Source organism: Propionigenium maris DSM 9537 (assembly GCF_027925155.1).
Classification (GTDB): domain Bacteria; phylum Fusobacteriota; class Fusobacteriia; order Fusobacteriales; family Fusobacteriaceae; genus Propionigenium; species Propionigenium maris.
In genome coordinates, this window is sequence record NZ_BSDY01000004.1 from 203,709 (window position 1) to 223,586 (window position 19,878).

The window sequence follows — 19,878 nt, forward strand, 5'->3', positions numbered from 1 at the left end:
TTTCTCCCTGTTCTCTCTTTTTTTATCTTTCTATTAAAACTATCTCTAGTGGTTTAATACCTTATCTAAAAACTCCTTAGTTCTTTCATTCTTGGCACTTTCAAATACCTCTATGGGGTGTCCGTCCTCTACAACCACTCCCTCGTCCATAAACATAACTCTGCTGGCTACATTCTTGGCAAATCCCATCTCGTGGGTTACGATTACCATGGTCATTCCCTCGTCTGCCAGGTCCCTCATTACATCCAGTACCTCCCTTACCATCTCTGGGTCCAGAGCACTTGTTGGTTCATCGAAGAGTATTACGTGGGGGTCCATTGCAAGGGCTCTTGCTATGGCTATTCTCTGCTTCTGTCCCCCGCTCAGTTGGTTGGGATAAGCTCCCGCCTTATCTGAAAGTCCCACTCTCTTCAGTAGGCTCATGGCCTTCTTCTCTATCTCATCCTTCCCCTGCTTCTTCACCTTCATAGGTGCCAGAGTTAGGTTTTCCAGTACACTCTTGTGGGGGAAGAGGTTAAAGTGCTGAAACACCATCCCCACCCTCTCACGGAGGTTATTGATATTTGTTGTTTTCTCCATTATGTCTCTTCCCTCTACAAGGATGCTTCCCTTAGTTGGCTCCTCCAGCTTGTTTATACATCTGAGGAAGGTTGACTTCCCGCTTCCAGATGGTCCTATTACAGCTACCACCTCTCCCTTGTCTATCTGCTTATCTATTCCCTTGAGAACATGAAGTTCTCCAAAACTTTTATGTAGTCCCTCTATCTTAATCACTGACCTTCAGCCCCCCTTCTACACTTCTCATAAACTTTGTAAATATAGTTGTCAACATGAGATATATAAGTCCCACAGCCAGAAGAGGTTCCACTCCTCTATAGGTCTGACTGGTTATTATGTTAGCCGATCTCAGAAGATCCACCCCTCCGATAAATCCCACTATGGAGGTTTCCTTGAGAAGACTTATAAACTCACTTACCAGTGCCGGAAGGATCTTCTTTATCCCCTGGGGAATTATAATCTCCTTCATTGCAGTGGGATAGGTCATCCCCAGAGCTCTTGCTGCCTCCATCTGTCCCTTGGGCAGCCCCTCTATTCCCGCTCTTATTATCTCAGCTACATAAGCTCCGCTGTTCAGCCCGAATGCTATTCCTGCCACCACAAGGATGGGAGTATTTCTCAGGCTTCCCACAAATACTATGTTGGCTAGAACCATGAGCTGCACCACTGCAGGTGTTCCTCTCACCACATCCACATAGGTCAGTGCAAACCTTTCCAGTGGATTTATCTTTTCCAGCTTTCCTATTCCCTTGAAGGGATAGAAGTGTGACAGCCTCATCACCGCCAGGAGGGTTCCAAAGACCACTCCTATTACCGCCGCAAAGAGCGTTACCCCTATGGAGAAAGCCAGCCCCTTTAATATATACATGTATCTTGAATCCTTAAAAAATATCTCTGCCAGTGTCTGTAAATACATCTTTGCCCCCTTTTATGTTAAAACCCCTTAATTGCAATAAAAAAAGTCCAGTTAGCTTTGTATTCCTATCTACAATCTGCTAACTGGACATTCCCTTTGTAAAAATAAAAGCCAGCGGTTTATACTACCCCTGGCTTTAAAATCTACACTTCGTTATACTCATGGGAGGATCTTGCTTCTCCCAATCTTTGCACAAGAATTTAAATGTCAATTTAAGCCAATTGAATTAGATAAGAATTATTGTTTTTTGTCCTGCTTCTCCTTATCCTTCTTCTCCTTAGCTTAAGCATTTGAATTCCTCCTCTTCTCAAAATTTATATCTCTAAGATTTTCTCTCTGATATTTTCTTCTTATTTGATAAGGATGATACCAAGATAATCTCCTTCTGTCAACACTTTTTATTTATCAAATTTTATTTTTCCCACTTTTAAAAGACTTGATCCTTAAATTAATTTTGACCCTACATCACCGAAAATACACAATTCCAAGGTATAATTTAATGAATTTTTAAGGAGGTTTTTTATGAAAAAAAAAATAATTTATTTTTTGACCTTTGTACTACTATCTCTCTCTGCTGTGGGAGCTGAACCATTCCAGCTTTCCCTTCCTGGAAACAACAACTTTCCAGACAGCCAGGATGTCTCTGGAGCCAGGCTTTCCCTTCTCTATGGTGAAGCCCGTAATGTAAAGGGACTTAACGTTTCGATCTTTGGTGTCTCTGAGGTAGAGAACTTTACAGGACTGGAGTTTGACTGGTTTTTCGGTGCCAACAGGGTTAGAAATGAGTTTAAGGGAGTGGCCCTTGGATGGGTAAACTGGCACGAGGGACAGGATACAGGGGTCAACATTGGATTTGTAAACTTTGTAAATAACGTCAATGGTGTAAACCTTGGAGGTTTCAACTACTCCCAAGGGCTTACCCAGATAAATATAGGTCTTGTCAATGTAGGTCTCTATGAGAGCCTTATAGATATCGGCTTTGTAAACTACTCGGAGAGCACCACCTTCCAGATAGGTCTTATCAATGCCACAAAGAATCTGGACGGCCTTCAGGTAGGTATCATAAACTATGCTGAAAATGGTATCTTCCCGGTTCTTCCCCTTGTAAACTTTAGAAAAACTTTATATTAAAAAGCAACGTGACGGTGCATCCTGATAACCAATTGGAATACTAGTTATTTCATGTAAAACTTTTGCAAATTTTATACTTGCCTTAACAATAAAAAAAGCGGTCTTATAGGCCGCTTTTTAATTTTGCTCTATCTAGTTCTTGGCTTCCAGCTTTAGGATTCTCTCCTTGGCTCTTTCAAGCTCCAGCTTCTGCTTTATGCTTTCCTTGAGCTTCATATTATCCAGCTCTCTCTTTACCTCTGATATCTCGGTATTGTCCTGCATATCAGCTGATTTTTTTATCGGCTGCTCCAGGTAGATAGACAGATAGTTCTCGTTAAACTCTTTCTCGATAACCTTATTGCTTGTACCTGTTTCTCCCTTAAGCATTACTACACTTACCTCATCTTTAGGTACCCTCATCTGCAGTCTTCCACCGTAGATCCTTCCATAGTACTCACCATTGAGGAAAACCTCTGCCTCCTGAACGTTGGTAATAACAGTTACCTCTCTCTCTGGTCTCTTGGATGTTGAAGAACATCCCATAAAACTCAATACCATAATCAGCGCTAACATCGTTTTTTTTATCATCTTCTCTCTCCCCTATGAAGCTTCCAGTTTAAGAACTCTCTCCTTTGTTCTTTCCATCTCCAGCTCCTGCTTTATACTTTCCTTCATCTTCATCTTTTCAATTTCGCTCTTCAGCTTCTCTATCTCCGTGTCCTTCTCTGCAGAACTCTTCTTTCTGGAGAACCCTGGAACAGAGTAGTTTGTCTTGGACAGCCTTCCCGTTCCTCCCGTAGGATAGTCGATTATATATGTAGCTCCATACCACAGAAGATTCCAGGTGGCCCATGGATTATACTCCCTCTCTAGATACACCTTTCTCACATTCTCTGGATTATCTATCTCCCTAAGAAGGATGTACTCATCCCCGTGTCTGCTTCTGTTGGATGCATCAAATACTATTAGGTTTCCTTCACCTATATAGTTATTTCCGTCTGAATATGCCTCTACCGGTGTGGCAGACTGCAGTGTAACAGTTTTTCTTGCTGGTTCCATCATAGTTCCGCACCCCGTCAGCAGAAGCACTAGGGAAACCACAGCCATTGTAAATATCTTTTTTCTCATAAACTCTCCCTCGTCACTTTTAATTTTAAGTTAATTTTCACAAAATTAAATAACCTTAAAATTATACACCAACTGACTTAGGGGTAACCTATGACTTTATCCATAGATTAAGAAAAATTAATTTTTTAAGTATATTGTGGTTTTCTATTTAAAGGATTTCTTAATTTTGTTATAATAACTAAATTAGAACGACTACTAGAGGAGGATCAAGATGAAAAAAATACTAGCTCTTGCAGCAGGACTTACCCTTGCTGCTACTACAGCACTGGCTGCACCGGCACAGCTTTCCGTTCCCGGGAAAAACTTCCCAGAGGGGGATGTATCTGGTGTGAGACTTTCACTTCTAAATGGTAAAACTGAAAATGTATCAGGGGTTAACTTCTCTGTTCTTGGACTTTCTGAAGTTGAAAACTTCAAGGGTCTTGATTTCGGTCTTTTCTTTGGTGCAAGTAGAGTCTCTGGAGACTTTACAGGGGTGGGAATCAACTTCCTAAACTGGCATGAGGGAAATTCCAAGGGTGTTAACTTTGGTCTTGTGAACTACGTTAACAACATGAAGGGTGTTAACTTTGGTTTTGTAAACTTTGCTGAGGGAGACAGCCTTATCAACCTTGGTGCTGTAAACGTTATAAAGGGAGATGCACTGGTTAACTTTGGTGCTGTAAACTACACTGAGGGACACTCCACAGTGGATCTTGGATTTGTAAACTACGCTCAGTCAACTACATTCCAGCTTGGATTTGTAAATGGAACTAAGAACCTGGACGGTCTTCAGGTAGGTCTTGTGAACTACGCTGAAAACGGTGTCTTCCCGGTTCTTCCCCTTGTTAACTTCAGAAAGGGTCTTTAATAAAAAAAGCCGTCCCCCTAGGGACGGTTTTTTTATAGTTCATCTTCATAGGTAAAGTCCTTTACCTCATAGGTGGTTTTTCTCAGCTTTCCAGTGGCTCCAGTGAGATAATCCACTGGATAACCTATAGTTCCGAAAAGTATAGGAAGGTTTAGTAGGGTCATCCTGTTAAATTTTCTGTCCAGCTCTATCCTATGCTCTCCATCTCCATCTACCTCCCTTACAAGGAGATACTCGCTCCCCCTTCTTGCCCTGTTACTTACCTTCACAGAGTTTACCTTTCCCCTTGCAACAAGCCTCTCTCCGTCTACCCATATCTCCACTGGCTTTTCAGAGTTGATATTCACTACCTTTTCCCTGGGAGTAAGCACAGTCCCACACCCAGTCAAAAAAACTACAAATAATATCAGTAATATCTTCATAGATACCCCCTATTCCTCTGAAATTTTACTGAATACCTCTCCCAGCCCCCTATTGATAGTCATATTAGCTCTGCTGCAGCAGAAGTTTGCCTCTTTGTTTATGACCACCATCCTGCTTCCCCTGTAGTAATCCATCAGGCTGGCTGCAGGCTGAACAACTAAGCTTGTTCCTCCCACTATAAGTATTTCTGCATCTCTAATATATTCTATAGCTTTTTCAAATTCCTTCATATTTAGTGGTTCCTCATATAAGGTTACATTGGGCTTTACTACTCCCCCGCATACCTTACACCTAGGCACCCCTATACTCTTTATCACATACTCCAGTTCATAGTGTTTATTACACTTCATACAGTAGTTGTCTCTTATCCCTCCGTGAAGTTCTATTACATTTCTACTCCCTGCCTGCTGGTGAAGACCATCGATATTCTGAGTTATCACAGCTCTCACCTTTCCCCTCCTCTCCATCTCAGCCAGCACTCTGTGAGTCGTGTTGGGCTTGGCATGGGTATATATCATATGCTTCCTGTAGAAATCAAAGAACTCCTCAGTATTGCTGTCAAAGTAGGTTCTGCTGAGCATATACTCCGGTGAGTGGGCATAGAGTCCTCCGGCACTTCTAAAATCCGGAATACCACTTTCAGTGGAAACTCCCGCTCCTCCAAAAAATACTATATTATCGCTTTCCTCTATCCACTCCTTGAGCTTATCTATCAACTTATTACCTCCTCCAATATCTTTAATAAAAGTATAATCCCCATTTTCTAATTAAACAACCTCACAAAACAAACATTCTCTTTTACGTCAGTTGACATTATATATTCCTCTGAAATAAGTTACTATATCTTTGTGGAGAGAGATCTCCCGCCAATAACTTTTTCATTAAACTCTCAATAAAAAGGCAGCCATTCTCCCCAAGATCTAGGCTGTCTTTTTATGTATAAAGGTTAAAATAAAAGGAACAAAAATTATCTTTTGTGACAATTGTCGTTACCGGAATGAAAAAAATGGTGTATTATAATCCCATAAGCAATAGTAATTGCTTTTTCATCAATTTCTCTCAAAAAAGGCAGCCATTCTCCCCAAGATTTAGGCTGTCTTTTTTAGTTTTTGCTTTCCTTTTCCTACTTCACCTGCACTTTAACTACTTTTTTCCTTAAATGGGAAAACTTTTCAAAATATTAAAGTTCATTTCTTGTCTCGTGAAAAGTAAGTAATTTTTAATTACTACACTTTATCCGCAACGTTAAAGCAATTTAACGTTGTTACCTTGAATGTTTCAACGTGATATGAATATCACGTTGTGGAGAAACATAGTCGCTCTGAAAGAACTCTTTATTTCTCACAAAGATCAAGACTTCCGGTAATCATCTTCCTAGGTAGGGCAAGACTCCCGTTTCTTTTCATAGGCTCTAGGTAAGCATACTCCCATATCTCTGGAATTTATTTCATAAATTAAAAGCTAGTGGGATAGATAGAACCTATACTGTTTGACGAAACGAAGCTAAAATAATGAATAAAGTTCAACGATGACCTGCAGTCAGCCTTTAGATTCTTACTTCAAGGAACTAAAAAGGGCCGAAGTAGTCGATGTGACCTTGTACCCAATGCCTAACCTAGACCGCCATACAGATTAAGTTTATCATAACGTTTTACATTATTCTTTTCTTAACAAAGTTATGATTGTAGCTATCAAAGGTCGTATATTAATTCCTAACACCGAAGACATTACGCAGGACTAGATCTTCTTTGGGTACTTTCTTGCATCATGGTAAGAAAGTACCTCTTATTGGAAATTAAAAAATATTTATCTCTACCTAAAAAATTATAAAAACCTCAATAAACAAAAAAAGAGGACTCCCCTGAGTCCTCTTTCAAGTCTTTTTTAGTAATTATCCCGCTGCGATAGCGTCAACTGGACATGCACCTGTACATGCTCCACAGTCGATACAAGCGTCAGAGATTACATACTTTCCTTCGTCGTTAGCAGAGATAGCAGCTACTGGACAAGTCCCCTCGCAAGCTCCACATCCGATACAAGTATCTAAATCAATAATATGCATTGCACTTCCTCCAAAAATAGTTTTTTTATTTAAAAATTACTGAGCTGAGATACACTCTACTGGACATACTCCTGCGCATGCTCCACAGTCTACACAAGCATCAGAGATCTCATACTTTCCATCAGCGTCAGCTGCGATTGCAGTTACTGGACAAGTTCCTTCACAAGCTCCACATGAAATACAAGTTTCTTTATCGATTACGTACATTATACATTCCTCCCTGAGTTTTTTATAGTTTTCATTAATAACTATACAATCTACCTCAACCAATGTCAAGAGGAAAACAGAAAGAAATGTCTCTTTTGAGAACGTTAAACTTTGACACTCAAAGTTTATGCCACCTTATTATGTTATTTTTTTAACTTAAATTTTATATAAATATTTACAAGCGTTAATTCCAGCTTAATTTTACTAGTTTATCTCCCCTCTGTCTGAACCCCCTTCCAGCTTTCCCTGTTTTTTTTTCACAAAAAGCTTTGAGAGATAAAACTTTTTAGACATCCAGAGATCTTACTCCCCTTAAACTTTTTTCGTCAAAAAAAATAAAAACAGCCTCATCTTTAAAAGATTAAGCTGTTTTAGAGAAACTATTCTTTAGGTTTAGGTACCTTTCACACTGCCTTCTTCTGTCGTATCCCAGCATTATTCCCAGCATGAAGTCCTCCTCTGGGGTGTAGTCCACCAGGTTCCTCTTTCCGATTCTTTCAATTACCTCTACACACTCTGGACTTCCGAAGAACACATTGATCCTTCCCCTTCCGATCTCATAGATCTTATATGCTATCCCCCTGTTATTTAACTTACCTATAATCAGATGCATATTTTCATCCGATGTAGTGTGCAGCACCAGGTTTCTGATCCCCTTCTCATACTCATATATGTGGTGTACAAATACTTCCATTTCCTTACCTCCTATATCTGGTGGATGCTCTCCTTCAGCTTATTGATGCTGCTAGAGTGCAACCGTATCAGCTTTATATTGTTCTTCTTACAGACCTTGCTGCACGATGAAGACAGCTTGTGGCTAACTGTGTTGGTAAATAGTATACAGGCCTCACAATTCTTTATCTTCTTCTCAAAGTTTGGACAATTTTGATTAAAGATCTTGCACTTAAGATCATTGGCCTTCATTATCTCCTTATACTCCCTCTCAATTCCCTTTACTCCGCCTATTATTGCAATCATGATGCTCCCCCTCTTTTTCAGTCAGTATTTCCTTTTTTTAGCCACAGGCTACACCTGGATCTCTCCTGTAGCCTGTGACGCTGTTTTAATCACTTATTGCCCTTGCTGTTTTTAGAACTCCTTTTTAAGGGTATCTATCCAGGCTTCTACCCTCTCCTCTGTGAGGTTATCCTGGTTGTTTACGTCGATGGCCAGCCCTATCAGCTGATCTCCCTCTAGAGCTCTGCTGTCGCTGAAGTCATACCCCTCTCTGGATGTTCTGCCGATTATCTCAGCTCCTGCCTCTGCAGCTGCCTCTGCGATGATTCCAAGGGCATCACAATATGTGTCCGAGTACCCCATCTGGTCACCAGTTCCAAATACCCCTACCTTCTTTCCTAAAAGATTTGCTCCCTTTAGCTCATCTATAGCTGTGTTCCAGTCATCCTGAAGCTCTCCCCATCCCCATGTGGAAGATCCCAGTAGGATCAGATCATATGAGGTCATCTCCCCTAGTCCAGCCCCTGCTGTAAACAGGTCTCCTCCCACCTTCTCAGCTACTAGCTTTGCTACTCTTTCTGTGTCTCCTAACGTACTTCCGTAAAATACTGCTGTTTTCAAATCCTCCACTCTCCTTTTGTTTATTTTTTCTTATATTTTGTAAATCAAAATATATTTTTAAAGGAATATGCAGCCAGGCTGCATATCCAGTTGTTAATTATTTTTTCTTATTCTTGCTTGGGCAGCTCTTCTTTATGGAGCAGTCATCGCTTTTAGAGCAGCTGCATCCTCCCTCTCCCTTAAGACTTTTAATGAGGCTTCTTATGGAGAAGAAAACTATTACTCCCACTACTGCCAATACTATTATCGTCTTCATTGTCTTAAGCCTCCTCTAGACTATTAAATAATTAGTCTTCCAATCTGATATATTAATGTTGAAGCCACATAAGGTACCACTAGAAGTATCCCTATTACCTTCCACATAAATGTTGTTCCAAACTCCTGCTTGATTGCAGCAAGGGTTACTACACAAGGCACCACTAACAGGATGAATGCCATGAATGAGTATGCCTTCAGCGGCCCCTCTGGGTCATTCTCCCACATTCTAGCTGTGGCTGCTACAACTCCAGCTCCCTCTTCCTCTACTTCCTCAGCACTTGGAGTAGTAAATAGCCCGGCTATGTCTGCTCCTACTATTGCCACTACTGAGTCCTTAAGAGCTACTGCTAAGCCCTGAACCTGGTCCATTGTATCCTCTGCAAATGTTGTTACCTCTTCCTCTTCCTCGGCTTCTACTCCTTCTCCCAACGGAAGAACCTGAGCCATGTATCCTACAACTACTTCCTTAGCTGCAATACTTGGCGGGATAGCTGATACTGCTTCCCATCTGTCTCCAAATCCTGTAGGAGCCATGATAGGTGCCATTACCTTACCGAATCCAGCCATAAACGATTTGTCTGCTTCACCGTTATTTGGGAAGTATACAAGAGCCCATAGAAGGATAAGGATTCCCATGATTACTGTAGTTGCTTTCTTCAGGTATGATCCTGTTCTTGTGATAGTAGATGACCATATCATCTTAAAGCTTGGTACTCTGTATGGAGGCAGCTCTATAAGAAGAGCTCTGTCCTCAGCTTTAAACTCTGGATGGTTCTTAAGTGCCATTCCAGTAAGGATCGCTACTACTATTCCAAGAAGGTATAAACTCATTACTACAGCTCCACCTCTAGGACCGAAGAATGCTGCTGCAAACAGTCCGTATACTGGAAGTCTGGCTCCGCAGGACATAAATGGTGCCATTACTGCTGTAAGCTTTCTCGACTGATGATCCTCAAGGGTTCTTGTGGCATAGATTGCCGGTACAGTACACCCGAATCCAAGTACCATAGGTACGAAAGCCTTACCGTTAAGACCAAGTCTTCTCATGATCTTATCCATAAGGAAGGCTACTCTGGACATATATCCGCTCTCCTCTAGAATTGCTAGGAAGAAGTACAGGAATAACATAAGAGGTACGAATACAACTACTCCTCCTACTCCTCCTATAATACCGTCCATTACAAGGGAGTAAAGCCAGTCTGGAGTCCCCTCCACAGCCATTCCCACATACTTACCGATGTAGTCTCCTATAAATCCGTCTACCCAGTCCTGAAGAGGGGCAGCTCCGTTAAATACTGTTCCCATAAGCAGTGCTATAACCACAAAGAACAGCGGCAGTCCAAGATACTTGTTCAGAAGAACCTTGTCCACCTTATCTGTAAAGTCAAGCCTTGATTTCATAGAGGTAGTAAATGTAGTGGCAAGGATACCCTTTACCGCTCCATATCTTCCCTCAGCAAGAATAGTTTCTGCATCCTCATCAAACTTGTTCTCTATCTTTTCTACATTTTTCTTAGCAAACTCAGCCATATCTATAGAGTGGTCTCTAGCTAATACCTCTCCAAAGTATGAATCCTGCTCCAGGAGCTTTATAATGATAAAGTCCATGGAGTACTTAGATCTTACAGCATCAAATCTACCGTCTCCCTCAACCATTCCCTTGATCTCAGCCAGCTCCTTCTCGATAAAGCTGTCAAACCTCAGCTCATACTTCAGGTGCTTCTGACCCTGGTGCTTCTCAGCTGTTTTAAGGGCTTTGTCCAGCAGCTCCTTGATCCCCTTGTTCTTAAGGGCACTTGTTGCCACCACTGTCATCCCCAGGTGAGATTCCAGCTTCTTCATATCTAGCTTATATCCAAGGTTCTCGAACTCATCTATAAAGTTTAGAGCCATTATCATAGGCTTTCCAAGTTCCTTTAACAGCATCGTCAGGTATAGGTTTCTCTCAAGGTTAGTGGAGTCCACCACGTTTATAACTACATCTGGATCCTCATTTAGGATATAGTCTCTTGTTACCTTCTCCTCTATTGTATAGGGACTCAGGCTGTATACACCTGGAAGGTCTACAAGCTTAATCTGCTGCCCATTGTGCTCAAACTCTGCTTCCTTCTTTTCTACAGTTACTCCAGGCCAGTTACCTACCTTTAGCTTGGCTCCTGCAATTTCATTGATAAGTGCTGATTTTCCTACATTGGGATTTCCAGCAAAAGCAATCTTAATCATCTCTCTTGTATCCCCCTCTATTTAGAAACTTCTATATTTTGTGCGTCTTCTTTTCTTATGGCTATTCCAGTCCCCTTGATGATGTACTCCTGGGGGTCTCCTAGGGGGGCATTTCTTTCAAGTTTGATTACCTCTCCCGATGTGATTCCCATATCCACCAGTCTCTTCTTCAGCTCTCCGATTCTTCCAATCTTTACAATCTTAGCTGATTCGCCTCTCTTTAATTCTGTAAGCTTCATTCTTTATCCCCCTAAAATCATTTCTATAAATTATTTTGATATTCAAAGTATTTTTTTGAAATAATTCAGCCTCTAAAGGCTGATATTTATCAGTTTAAGCTTCCTCTACCATTATCTTGTTGGCAAGGGAAAAGTTCAATACATATTTACATTCATTTACCTTTACTACTAAGTTACAGTCCTGGTCGGTCAATACGCAGAGCTTCTTTCCAACACAGAAACCCCTCTCTAGAAGCTTGGATTTAGTTCTCTCGCTTCCAACTAGGTTTCTTATTACGAAGTCTTTATTTTTTTCTGCAAATGTCATAGCTCTTACCATAGTGTTCACCTTCCATTTAAAAATGTCAATATAAGACTTATCATCATAACTTCATCAACAATTATATCTCCTCAGTAAAAAAATGTCAAGCTAAAAAAATACACTAGTGTAATTGTTTGAATATAAAACTATATCATAATTTTAATTTCATTCCCCTGAAATCCATATGGTTTTTTTCTCTGAATTATTATATACTACCTAAAACAACTTTTCATTTAAGTAAAAGGGGGAAAATATGTTTAAAAGAGATACCTACATGGAAAGAAGAAGAAAACTCAGGGAAGCAGTGGGAGAGGGGCTCATCCTTATCTGCGGAAATGATGAATCACCTATGAGCTATGCCGACAACTGCTATCCCTTTACCCAGGACTCCACATTCCTTTATTTCTATGGAATAGACAGAGCTGGTCTCTTTGGAGTTATAGATCTTGATAACAATAAGGAATATATCTTTGGTACCGATTTTACAATAGATGACACTGTATGGATGGGACCACTTTCCTTCCTAAGAGAGGAGGCTAAGAAGTGTGGCATCGAGGAAACTGGGGAGATCTCAGACCTGACTGCACTCCTTTCTGAAGCTAAGTCCCAGGGAAGAAGGATCCACTACACCTCCCAGTACAGACACCTGAATATAATCAACCTCTCCAAGTGGCTTAACCTTGGGGTAGATGAGGTCAATGAAAATATCTCTGAGGAGCTTACCTATGCAGTGGTAAACCTGAGAAATGTAAAGACCCAGGAGGAGATTGCAGAGCTGGAAAGAGCTACTAATGTTACTAGAGAGATGCACCTGGCTGCCATGAAATATGCAAAGCCTGGAATGAAGGAGCATGAGGTTGCTGCCAAGGTTGCTGAGGCTGCCAAGAAGTTCAACGCTACCCACTCCTTCTTCACCATCTGCACAAGAAACGGGCAGACCCTCCACAACCACAACCACTCCAACACCCTTCAGGAAGGAGATCTTCTTCTTCTGGACTGTGGTGCCAGACTGGATAACGGGTACTGCGGAGATATGACCTCAACCATGCCAGTGTCCGGTAAGTTCACAGAGAAGCAGGGGGATATCTACTCCCTTCTTATGGAGATGTATGACAGTGCTGAGGCTGTATTAAAGGCCGGTATCACCTTCAAGGAGGTTCACCTAAAGGTGTGTAGAACCCTGGCTGCGGGAATGGTAGATAGAGGTCTTATGGTCGGAGATATCGATGAGATAGTAGCTTCTGGAGCTCACGCCCTCTTCATGCCCCACGGTCTGGGACATATGATCGGAATGGATGTCCATGATATGGAAAACTTTGGGGAAAAGATAGTTGGATACAACGGTGAGGAGAAGAGCACTCAGTTTGGTCTTAAGTCCCTCAGACTTGGAAGGGAGCTGGAGGTTGGCTTTGCCTTTACAGTGGAGCCTGGTATCTACTTCATCCCTGAGCTCATAGCCAAATGGAAGAAGGACGGTACAAATGCAGAGTTCCTGAACTTTGACAGGATCGAGGAGTACCTTGACTTTGGAGGTATGAGACACGAGGGAGACTATATCATCACAGAGGATGGTTACAGACGTCTGGGAGATAGGATGCCAAAGTATATAGATGAGATAGAGGAAGTGAGAAGGGAAGCTTTCACTAACTAAATTATTTAAGGCAGGGTGACTTTACCCTGCCTTCTTATTTAGAACAGCATAGATTTATAAATTGATTCCATTATAAAAATTACATAGGGTTAAATAGGGTGGAGCGTCACGCTCCCTTTTTCTGTTGCATACACTACAGTTTTTTTCCCTCCTATCTACTATAATATTCCTATAGTAATTAGAAAGTATTTAGCGCTCTTTTATTTTAGGAGGTAGATATGAAGAAAAAAACTCTGAGATCAAGTTTTAATTGTGGCGTGGCTGAGGTTAAGAGATCTATGGATACTATGGAGTATACCCCTGCACTTACTGAGCTTCTCAACCTTAAAACCTCTAGAGGAAGATCCTCTAACATAAGCAAGAGAGTTCCATCCCATAAAATGGTAGTGCCTCCCAACTTATGTTATCCCTCAAATCCTGAAGGGATACCTATGTTTATATAAAAAAGATCCGTCTCTCCCTAGACGGATCTTTTATTTTTTACCTTCCCTTCTGGAAACATCCCAATTATAGTGACTTCTATCTCTGTCCTCCTTAGGTTCCCAGTCATAGACTGCCCACAACACAATGACCACTATAAATACAATAAATACCACTATCCCCATATTGGTAAGATCATATATATCAGGTCGGTAATACATCCTTTTCCCCCCTTTTCCAATCAAAAAAGACCCTTGATCACCTCTATAAAAAGTACAACACTTTTCACAGATAATCAAGAGTCTTCACTTATTTTTTGTTATAATGGTACCATCATTATGGACTTTGTCTATCTTAAACCAGCAGATCCTTTATTCCGTTTAGGATAACACTTCTGATCTCACTATTGTCCTCAGACAGGTCCTTGATAAGGTTCTTCATCTTCAGCCTTCTGGAGTTCTCATTGGTCTCATATGGGCACTCAGAGACAAGAATTGGTATATTCAGCCTCTTCACATACCTGATGATGTCCTTCTCCTCCACAAGAGCCAGAGGTCTTATCACCTTCACTCCATACTCCTCAGATTCATAGGCAGGCTTCATAGCCAGCATATTCCCCTGATAGAAGATATTCATAAGGAAGGTCTCTATGATGTCATCCTTATGATGACCCAGAGCCAGCTTATTTATATTCTGCTCCTTCATTATCCTGTAGAGCATCCCCCTTCTTATCCTTCCGCAGAGGAAACAAGGGTTCTTAGGTTTCTTCTCCTCAAAGAGGAACTTAGCCAGATCCGTTTCAAACACCTGAAGTTCAAGGCCCAGCTTCCTGCAGTAATCCTCTACCATCCCGTACTTTGCGCTGTCCACACTTGGATGGATGTGCATCGGCAGGATCTCAAAATCAAAGTTTACTATCTTCTTTATCCTCACTAGGGCATTGAGGAGGGTCATGCTGTCCTTTCCTCCAGACACTCCAACTGCTATTCTGTCCCCAGGCTCCACCATATTATACTTGTGCATGGCCTTACCAATGGGGTTCCACATTACCTTGTTAAACCCCTTATCCTCTATATAGGACAGGACCTCCCTGTCCCCCAGTTCAGCCAGCTCTATCTTAAGTCCCGTATACTTCTCGATGGTCTTTGTGGTCTTCAGCCTTCTGCTCTCATTGAACTCTATGTTGAACTCTATCTTCTCCCTGGAGTTAACTACCTTGAGGGTCTCTCCCTCTACGGTAAACCTGTAGTTCTCGTGCTTTAACCCGTGAAGATCAGCTATATTACTTATTCTCATTGCCATCTTTAGCCACGTCCCTCTTATTTCCTCTGGTATATCCCATTACATAGTCCAGGTTGATATTCTTCAGGGAGTTAAAGATACTCTGCTTTATATTTGGGTTTACCTTGGTAAGCTCAGCTAACAGGTTCTTTATCTCCCTTCTCTTGGAGTCCACCTTACCAGACTCGATAGGACATCCGCATGCCATAGCCACTATACCATTTCTCTTGGTATAGTTAATGATGTCCTCCTCCTTTACATAGATAAGTGGCCTTATAAGCTCCATCTTTCCAGATGTGGATTTTACCTTAGGTATCATAGTCTTTACTGTTCCTGCATAGAACTGGTTGATAAGAGCTGTTTCAACCACATCGTCAAAGTGGTGTCCTAGAGCCAGCTTGTTGTATCCTAGCTCCTCTACCTTGTTGTAGAGCACTCCCCTTCTCATCTTAGCACACAGGAAACACGGCTTTTCAGGATCCTCCTTAAAAGCTACCTCCCATACATTGGCTTCAAATACCTCGCATGGAATGTCCAGCTCCTCCAGGTTCCTCTTAAACTGCTCCATATCCATAGCTTCAAAACCGGGGTTCATAGAGATAAATGCTACCTCAAACTTTCTTGTTCTGTCCTTAGCCAGCTCCTGGAATAACTTACACAGCAGAAGACTGTCCTTTCCACCGGATACTCCAACAGCTATCTTGTCTCCGTCCTCTACAAGATCGAAGTCCTTTATAGCCTTTACAAACTTAGTCCAGATCTTCTTTCTATATGTCTTTCTGAGAGATTCAGTGGCAATGGCCCCACGGCTTATACCTTCCTCCCTCATTCTCTCCTCTATTGATTCATACACCTTCTTTTCCTTCTTCTCATTCATGTCCTTGTCTTCCTCCGTGAATATAATAATCCTAAAATATAACCAGCCACCAATCAAAACCAACAAGACACTTAGCGGAGGCCAGTCTTCCCCTTCAATATCATAAAAGGAAATATCAGGATTAATTATACCATAAATCTCTTATTTTTTTGATAATTTTTTACCACAATACTAAGGAACCTTGACATCCCCACCCCAGATGAAATACAATCTATTTAAGGAGGTTCATATGAATAAGGAAATTAAACTGCTAAAGCTCCTTCTCTCCTCAGAGGTCACCACCGAGGATGAGATTATGGAGGTAATGGATATAGATAACACTGAACTGGAACTTCTCTTTGATAGGCTGGAGGATCTGGGATATTTAGAGGTAGACAACGGCTACTTCGAAAAGACCTGCGACAACTGCAACAAGGGAGGAACCTGCTCCACTGCTCCCTACAGACCGGTGGATAAGGTGAAGAAGATAAGGGTTCTTACGTGGAAGGCTATAGAGGAGTATGGGGATGCCCCCCAGCTGAGTGAAAACCATGAAAATCCCGATTTTAAACCTGAAAAATAAATAAAATAAAGAGAGCACAGGATTAAAAAATCCTGTGCTCTCTTTATTTTTATCTTTTCTTATACCTATCTCTTCAGCTTTGTAAGCATAGCTTTTGCAACAAGGGGTTTCTGGATTACACTTGGTCCGCATATACATCCGCCCTTACACCCCATTCCCTCTAACAGGGTATTGGTTTTAGCCAGTCTGAACTGCTTGAAGGCCTGGGCTCCCTCCTTAATTCCGTCCATCTGAATCAACTGAAGCTCCTTCTCACACTTATTTACCACAGCCTGGGCAACCCCTCCGCTTCTGGCAAAGTTCCAGCCGTCATAGCTTCCCTCTATATCCTCCCTTGAAAGAGTATCTATATCTATCCCCCTGGCATCTATCCACGACAATATATCTGTAAAGGTCAGTACATCATCCACTATCCCGTACTTTTTCGCCTCTACCTTCTTGGCAGTACAAGGCCCTATAAACACTATCTTATACTCTGGGTCCTCATCCTTAAGTCTTTTGGCAAGAGCCATCATAGGGGAGTCTACGTGAGATATATACTCCACCATATCCGACTGATGGAGCTTTATATACTCATAGAAGGCCGGACAGCAGGATGTGGTCATCTTCTCATCCCTTGTGTCCATTACATGAGCCTCCTCCTCTATTACCATATCTGCTCCGATGGCCACCTCTACTGCTCTGGTGAACCCCAGCTCTAAAAATAATGATTTTATCTTCTCCAGAGTAGTCCCTGCCCCAAACTGAGTAATTATAGCTGGAGCAAACATCGCCACAACCTTTTTATTGTTTTTTATATGGGATACAACATCTATCAGATGAGTGGGAGACTCCACTGCTCCAAATGGACAGGCTGAGTGACATGCTCCGCAGGAAACACACTTGTTCCTGTCTATACTTGCTACACCCCTTTCATTGGCCTTTATTGCTCCCACACCGCAGGCCTTCTCGCAGGGTCTCGACAGTTTAACTATGGCGGAGAAGTCACAGGCTTTTTCACAGAGCCCGCATCCCACACACCTTTCTGCATCTATTACAGCTCTCTCATTGACAAAGCTTATGGCATCCTTGGGACATATTACCTCACAGGAGTGGGCTATACAGTTTCTGCACAGGTCGGTGGCATAGTACTGACCCGTTGGACACTGGTCACAGGCTTCCTCCACAACCTCCACAGCGTGGTCCCTTCCCTCATACTCAGCGGGAATCTGCTCACCCTTAAACTTCTTCTGCAGCAGTTCCAATAGCTCATATAGCTCCATATCTCTCACCTTATACAGGTTCAGATTTAGGTATACCTTTATCCTCTGTTTTAAGATCTCCCTCTCCCTGTAGATGGAGTCTCTGTAGGTCGGCTTCTCTCCGCTAAGGAGCATCTTGGGCAGCTTAGGAAGTTCCTTCAGCAGTTCCCCGGTTTCATAGAGATCCACTATCGCCTGGAGAGTCAGCTTCCTTAGCTCCTTCACTGAATTCAATTTTATCTTCATACTTCCCCCTGTTCACTAATGATTTTTAGATTTCCCCCATTATATAATCATCAACCCCTTGCGTAAAGTATAAAGAAACTTTTATTAACCAACAATTAACAATTTGAAGTAAATACATTTTAGAACTCAGTGCATTTTATGTTTGTTATCTATTTGTTTTAATAGCATTTATTTCTGTTTATATACACCTACCACTGAAGATTTACCGTATAAAATAAAGGGAATGGAGCTATAAAATATCTCCATTCCCTCAGATTTACTACATTCATTTTAGCTCCCCTTACCTAGGGTGAGCAGGCCTGCTAATCTATCTTCTCCTCTATATTTCTCTCAAGGTAGTCGAAGAACTCATTGTATCTCAGCCTGAGAAGCATATCTGGGGATACTGTAACTATCCCCTTCTCCCCCTTGATACTAAGCTCCCCCAGAAGGGTTCCCCTTCCATAGAGGAGGTTTTCAGGAGAGATAGGCAGGGAGATGTGGGCCAGACAGAAGGTGAATCCCGACCACTTGAGATCCAGATCTGCATCCTCCTCTTTGGCCCTTCCGTCGGTCACCCTCACTACAGAAACCTCCTCCGTCCTGTTTCTCATATTGCTCACCACCACTATATCACTGACGATACCAGACTCCTTAATACCCCTTGCAAAGTCGATCTCTTTTATCTTAGACTTATAAAAGTCATTGTACTTCCTGTTGGCATCAAAGATGATAACTTCTCCGGCCTTATTCCCCATCTCACGGATTACCTTAAAGAGTGCCGTAGCATCCACTGTAGCATCCTGGATAGATGTATAAGCGTATACTGGAGGAAGGCCTTCCCTCTCCTCCTCTGTAAGCTTTGAGAGGTTTTTTCTGGCATTTTTTATAATATTGTACACCTGGATCCCCGGGTTCTTAGCAAAGGAGTTGTACTTGGCCATATCATACTCTGGGTATATATCCAGCCATGCAAACTTCTCAAAACCAGGAATCTTACTGGTGAGAATATCCAGGAATCCAAACTTAGCAGCAGGATTCACACCCATTGCAGGGGATATCCAGAATACCCCGTCTGGTTTTGGAAGATCATTGTCCTCCTTCATATCGTGAGCGATATACTGGAGAGTGGTGGTTGCCCCTGTGGAGTACCCCATCATATAGAACTTACCTCCCTCTATCCCCTCAAGCTTCCTCTTGACCATCCTTGCCCCAAACCTTGCAGTCTTGGAAAAATCCTTCCAGCTCAGCTTCAGGAGCTCCCCTGGATAGGTCCCGTGGTAGGGATACCTCAGAGCCAAAACATAGTATCCCTTGTCATAGAATGTCTTAGCCATATCCCTCATGGAGTAGGGTGAGTCTGTAAGTCCGTGGAGCATGAGAACTCCTCCCTTTATCTTCTCAGGTATCATCTCAAAGGAGGCATTCACATCTGTGTCCAGATGACCATAGGGGGAGCTTCCCGACTCCCTTATATACCTGTTGTAGAGGCCCTTCTCCTTCACCTCTACCTCCTGATACCTCTCCTCCAAGAACAACTTCTCATCCCTTAGGTAGCTCTCCACATCCCCATAGGTATCGTAGTCCAGCTCAGCTACCTCACTCACACCGTGCCACGGCATGAGCTTCAGATCGTTATTCACAAAGAGGTAGCCCCTGGTTACCTGAATTACCGCCACTACCACTATTAACTTTACTATACTCTTAACTATAAATTTAATCCCCTTCAACTTCATCCCCCTCAGTTTCTCTCTATTCCCTATCA

25 protein-coding genes are annotated in these 19,878 nt (G+C 42.1%); 5 read left to right on the forward strand and 20 right to left on the reverse strand.

Annotated features, from left to right (window positions below):
* Positions 1-45: 45 nt before the first annotated feature.
* Positions 46-774, reverse strand: a complete 729-nt coding sequence (locus QMG11_RS05660) for an amino acid ABC transporter ATP-binding protein (protein ID WP_281834195.1) — start codon at positions 772-774, stop codon at positions 46-48.
* Complete coding sequence (locus QMG11_RS05665; RefSeq protein ID WP_281834196.1) at positions 767-1,474, reverse strand: amino acid ABC transporter permease; 708 nt, start codon at positions 1,472-1,474, stop codon at positions 767-769. Before QMG11_RS05665 ends, QMG11_RS05660 begins: the two co-directional genes overlap by 8 nt.
* A gap of 522 nt (positions 1,475-1,996) precedes the next feature.
* On the opposite strand from QMG11_RS05665, the gene QMG11_RS05670 reads away from it, so the two are divergent.
* On the forward strand, positions 1,997-2,605 hold the full coding sequence (locus QMG11_RS05670; protein ID WP_281834198.1) for an LA_2272 family surface repeat-containing protein: 609 nt from the start codon (positions 1,997-1,999) through the stop codon (positions 2,603-2,605).
* A gap of 132 nt (positions 2,606-2,737) precedes the next feature.
* Here QMG11_RS05670 and QMG11_RS05675 read toward each other — a convergent pair whose 3' ends face one another.
* A complete protein-coding gene (locus QMG11_RS05675; RefSeq protein WP_281834200.1) occupies positions 2,738-3,175 on the reverse strand; it encodes a hypothetical protein in 438 nt (145 codons plus the stop codon).
* Between the two features lie 12 nt (positions 3,176-3,187).
* On the reverse strand, positions 3,188-3,715 hold the full coding sequence (locus QMG11_RS05680; protein ID WP_281834202.1) for an LPS-assembly lipoprotein LptE: 528 nt from the start codon (positions 3,713-3,715) through the stop codon (positions 3,188-3,190).
* Positions 3,716-3,926: 211 nt separating this feature from the next.
* Between QMG11_RS05680 and QMG11_RS05685 the strand changes: the two genes are divergently transcribed.
* Entirely contained in the window at positions 3,927-4,565 is a 639-nt protein-coding gene (locus QMG11_RS05685) for an LA_2272 family surface repeat-containing protein (RefSeq protein ID WP_281834203.1), read from the forward strand.
* Positions 4,566-4,597: 32 nt separating this feature from the next.
* Here the strand turns inward: QMG11_RS05685 and QMG11_RS05690 are convergent, their stop codons facing one another.
* The 11 genes from QMG11_RS05690 to QMG11_RS05740 all read right to left on the reverse strand — a co-directional run bounded on the left by QMG11_RS05690 (position 4,598) and on the right by QMG11_RS05740 (position 11,874).
* The gene (locus QMG11_RS05690) at positions 4,598-4,987 is read right to left on the reverse strand and encodes a hypothetical protein (protein ID WP_281834204.1); all 390 of its coding nucleotides are present in this window, start codon (positions 4,985-4,987) and stop codon (positions 4,598-4,600) included.
* A 9-nt stretch (positions 4,988-4,996) separates the two neighbouring features.
* On the reverse strand, positions 4,997-5,704 hold the full coding sequence (locus tag QMG11_RS05695; RefSeq protein WP_281834205.1) for an NAD-dependent protein deacylase: 708 nt from the start codon (positions 5,702-5,704) through the stop codon (positions 4,997-4,999).
* A 1,175-nt stretch (positions 5,705-6,879) separates the two neighbouring features.
* Positions 6,880-7,050 carry a 4Fe-4S binding protein gene (locus QMG11_RS05700; protein ID WP_281834207.1) on the reverse strand — a complete coding sequence of 57 codons (171 nt, stop codon included), beginning with the start codon at positions 7,048-7,050 and terminating at the stop codon, positions 6,880-6,882.
* 36 nt (positions 7,051-7,086) lie between these two features.
* Positions 7,087-7,257: a 4Fe-4S binding protein gene (locus tag QMG11_RS05705; protein ID WP_281834209.1), complete on the reverse strand. Its 171-nt coding sequence runs from the start codon at positions 7,255-7,257 to the stop codon at positions 7,087-7,089.
* 361 nt (positions 7,258-7,618) lie between these two features.
* Positions 7,619-7,951: a DUF2023 family protein gene (locus QMG11_RS05710; RefSeq protein ID WP_281834211.1), complete on the reverse strand. Its 333-nt coding sequence runs from the start codon at positions 7,949-7,951 to the stop codon at positions 7,619-7,621.
* 11 nt (positions 7,952-7,962) lie between these two features.
* Positions 7,963-8,235 (reverse strand): DUF2325 domain-containing protein, encoded by a 273-nt coding sequence (locus tag QMG11_RS05715; RefSeq protein WP_281834212.1) that lies wholly within the window; start codon positions 8,233-8,235, stop codon positions 7,963-7,965.
* A gap of 111 nt (positions 8,236-8,346) precedes the next feature.
* Positions 8,347-8,835 carry a flavodoxin gene (locus tag QMG11_RS05720; RefSeq protein WP_281834213.1) on the reverse strand — a complete coding sequence of 163 codons (489 nt, stop codon included), beginning with the start codon at positions 8,833-8,835 and terminating at the stop codon, positions 8,347-8,349.
* A gap of 97 nt (positions 8,836-8,932) precedes the next feature.
* On the reverse strand, positions 8,933-9,091 hold the full coding sequence (locus QMG11_RS05725; protein ID WP_281834214.1) for a FeoB-associated Cys-rich membrane protein: 159 nt from the start codon (positions 9,089-9,091) through the stop codon (positions 8,933-8,935).
* Positions 9,092-9,114: 23 nt separating this feature from the next.
* Entirely contained in the window at positions 9,115-11,316 is a 2,202-nt protein-coding gene (feoB, locus tag QMG11_RS05730; RefSeq protein WP_281834216.1) for a ferrous iron transport protein B, read from the reverse strand.
* Positions 11,317-11,333: 17 nt separating this feature from the next.
* Positions 11,334-11,555 carry a FeoA family protein gene (locus QMG11_RS05735; RefSeq protein ID WP_281834217.1) on the reverse strand — a complete coding sequence of 74 codons (222 nt, stop codon included), beginning with the start codon at positions 11,553-11,555 and terminating at the stop codon, positions 11,334-11,336.
* A gap of 94 nt (positions 11,556-11,649) precedes the next feature.
* Positions 11,650-11,874, reverse strand: a complete 225-nt coding sequence (locus QMG11_RS05740; protein ID WP_281834218.1) for a FeoA family protein — start codon at positions 11,872-11,874, stop codon at positions 11,650-11,652.
* Positions 11,875-12,109: 235 nt separating this feature from the next.
* Between QMG11_RS05740 and QMG11_RS05745 the strand changes: the two genes are divergently transcribed.
* Positions 12,110-13,507: an aminopeptidase P family protein gene (locus QMG11_RS05745; RefSeq protein WP_281834219.1), complete on the forward strand. Its 1,398-nt coding sequence runs from the start codon at positions 12,110-12,112 to the stop codon at positions 13,505-13,507.
* A 218-nt stretch (positions 13,508-13,725) separates the two neighbouring features.
* Positions 13,726-13,950 (forward strand): hypothetical protein, encoded by a 225-nt coding sequence (locus QMG11_RS05750; protein ID WP_281834220.1) that lies wholly within the window; start codon positions 13,726-13,728, stop codon positions 13,948-13,950.
* 30 nt (positions 13,951-13,980) lie between these two features.
* On the opposite strand, the gene QMG11_RS05755 is transcribed toward QMG11_RS05750, so the two are convergent.
* The 3 genes from QMG11_RS05755 to QMG11_RS05765 form a co-directional block, all read right to left on the reverse strand.
* Positions 13,981-14,148 (reverse strand): hypothetical protein, encoded by a 168-nt coding sequence (locus tag QMG11_RS05755; protein ID WP_281834222.1) that lies wholly within the window; start codon positions 14,146-14,148, stop codon positions 13,981-13,983.
* Between the two features lie 133 nt (positions 14,149-14,281).
* Positions 14,282-15,229 carry a tRNA 2-thiocytidine biosynthesis TtcA family protein gene (locus QMG11_RS05760; RefSeq protein WP_281834224.1) on the reverse strand — a complete coding sequence of 316 codons (948 nt, stop codon included), beginning with the start codon at positions 15,227-15,229 and terminating at the stop codon, positions 14,282-14,284.
* Positions 15,210-16,037, reverse strand: coding sequence for a tRNA lysidine(34) synthetase (locus tag QMG11_RS05765; RefSeq protein WP_281834347.1), 828 nt, complete (start codon positions 16,035-16,037; stop codon positions 15,210-15,212). Before QMG11_RS05765 ends, QMG11_RS05760 begins: the two co-directional genes overlap by 20 nt.
* A gap of 277 nt (positions 16,038-16,314) precedes the next feature.
* Between QMG11_RS05765 and QMG11_RS05770 the strand changes: the two genes are divergently transcribed.
* Positions 16,315-16,647 (forward strand): hypothetical protein, encoded by a 333-nt coding sequence (locus tag QMG11_RS05770; protein ID WP_281834225.1) that lies wholly within the window; start codon positions 16,315-16,317, stop codon positions 16,645-16,647.
* 65 nt (positions 16,648-16,712) lie between these two features.
* On the opposite strand, the gene QMG11_RS05775 is transcribed toward QMG11_RS05770, so the two are convergent.
* Together QMG11_RS05775 and QMG11_RS05780 are read right to left on the reverse strand one after the other, a co-directional pair.
* Positions 16,713-18,134, reverse strand: a complete 1,422-nt coding sequence (locus QMG11_RS05775; protein ID WP_281834227.1) for a monomeric [FeFe] hydrogenase — start codon at positions 18,132-18,134, stop codon at positions 16,713-16,715.
* Positions 18,135-18,436: 302 nt separating this feature from the next.
* Positions 18,437-19,843, reverse strand: a complete 1,407-nt coding sequence (locus tag QMG11_RS05780) for an alpha/beta hydrolase (protein WP_281834229.1) — start codon at positions 19,841-19,843, stop codon at positions 18,437-18,439.
* Positions 19,844-19,878: the final 35 nt, after the last annotated feature.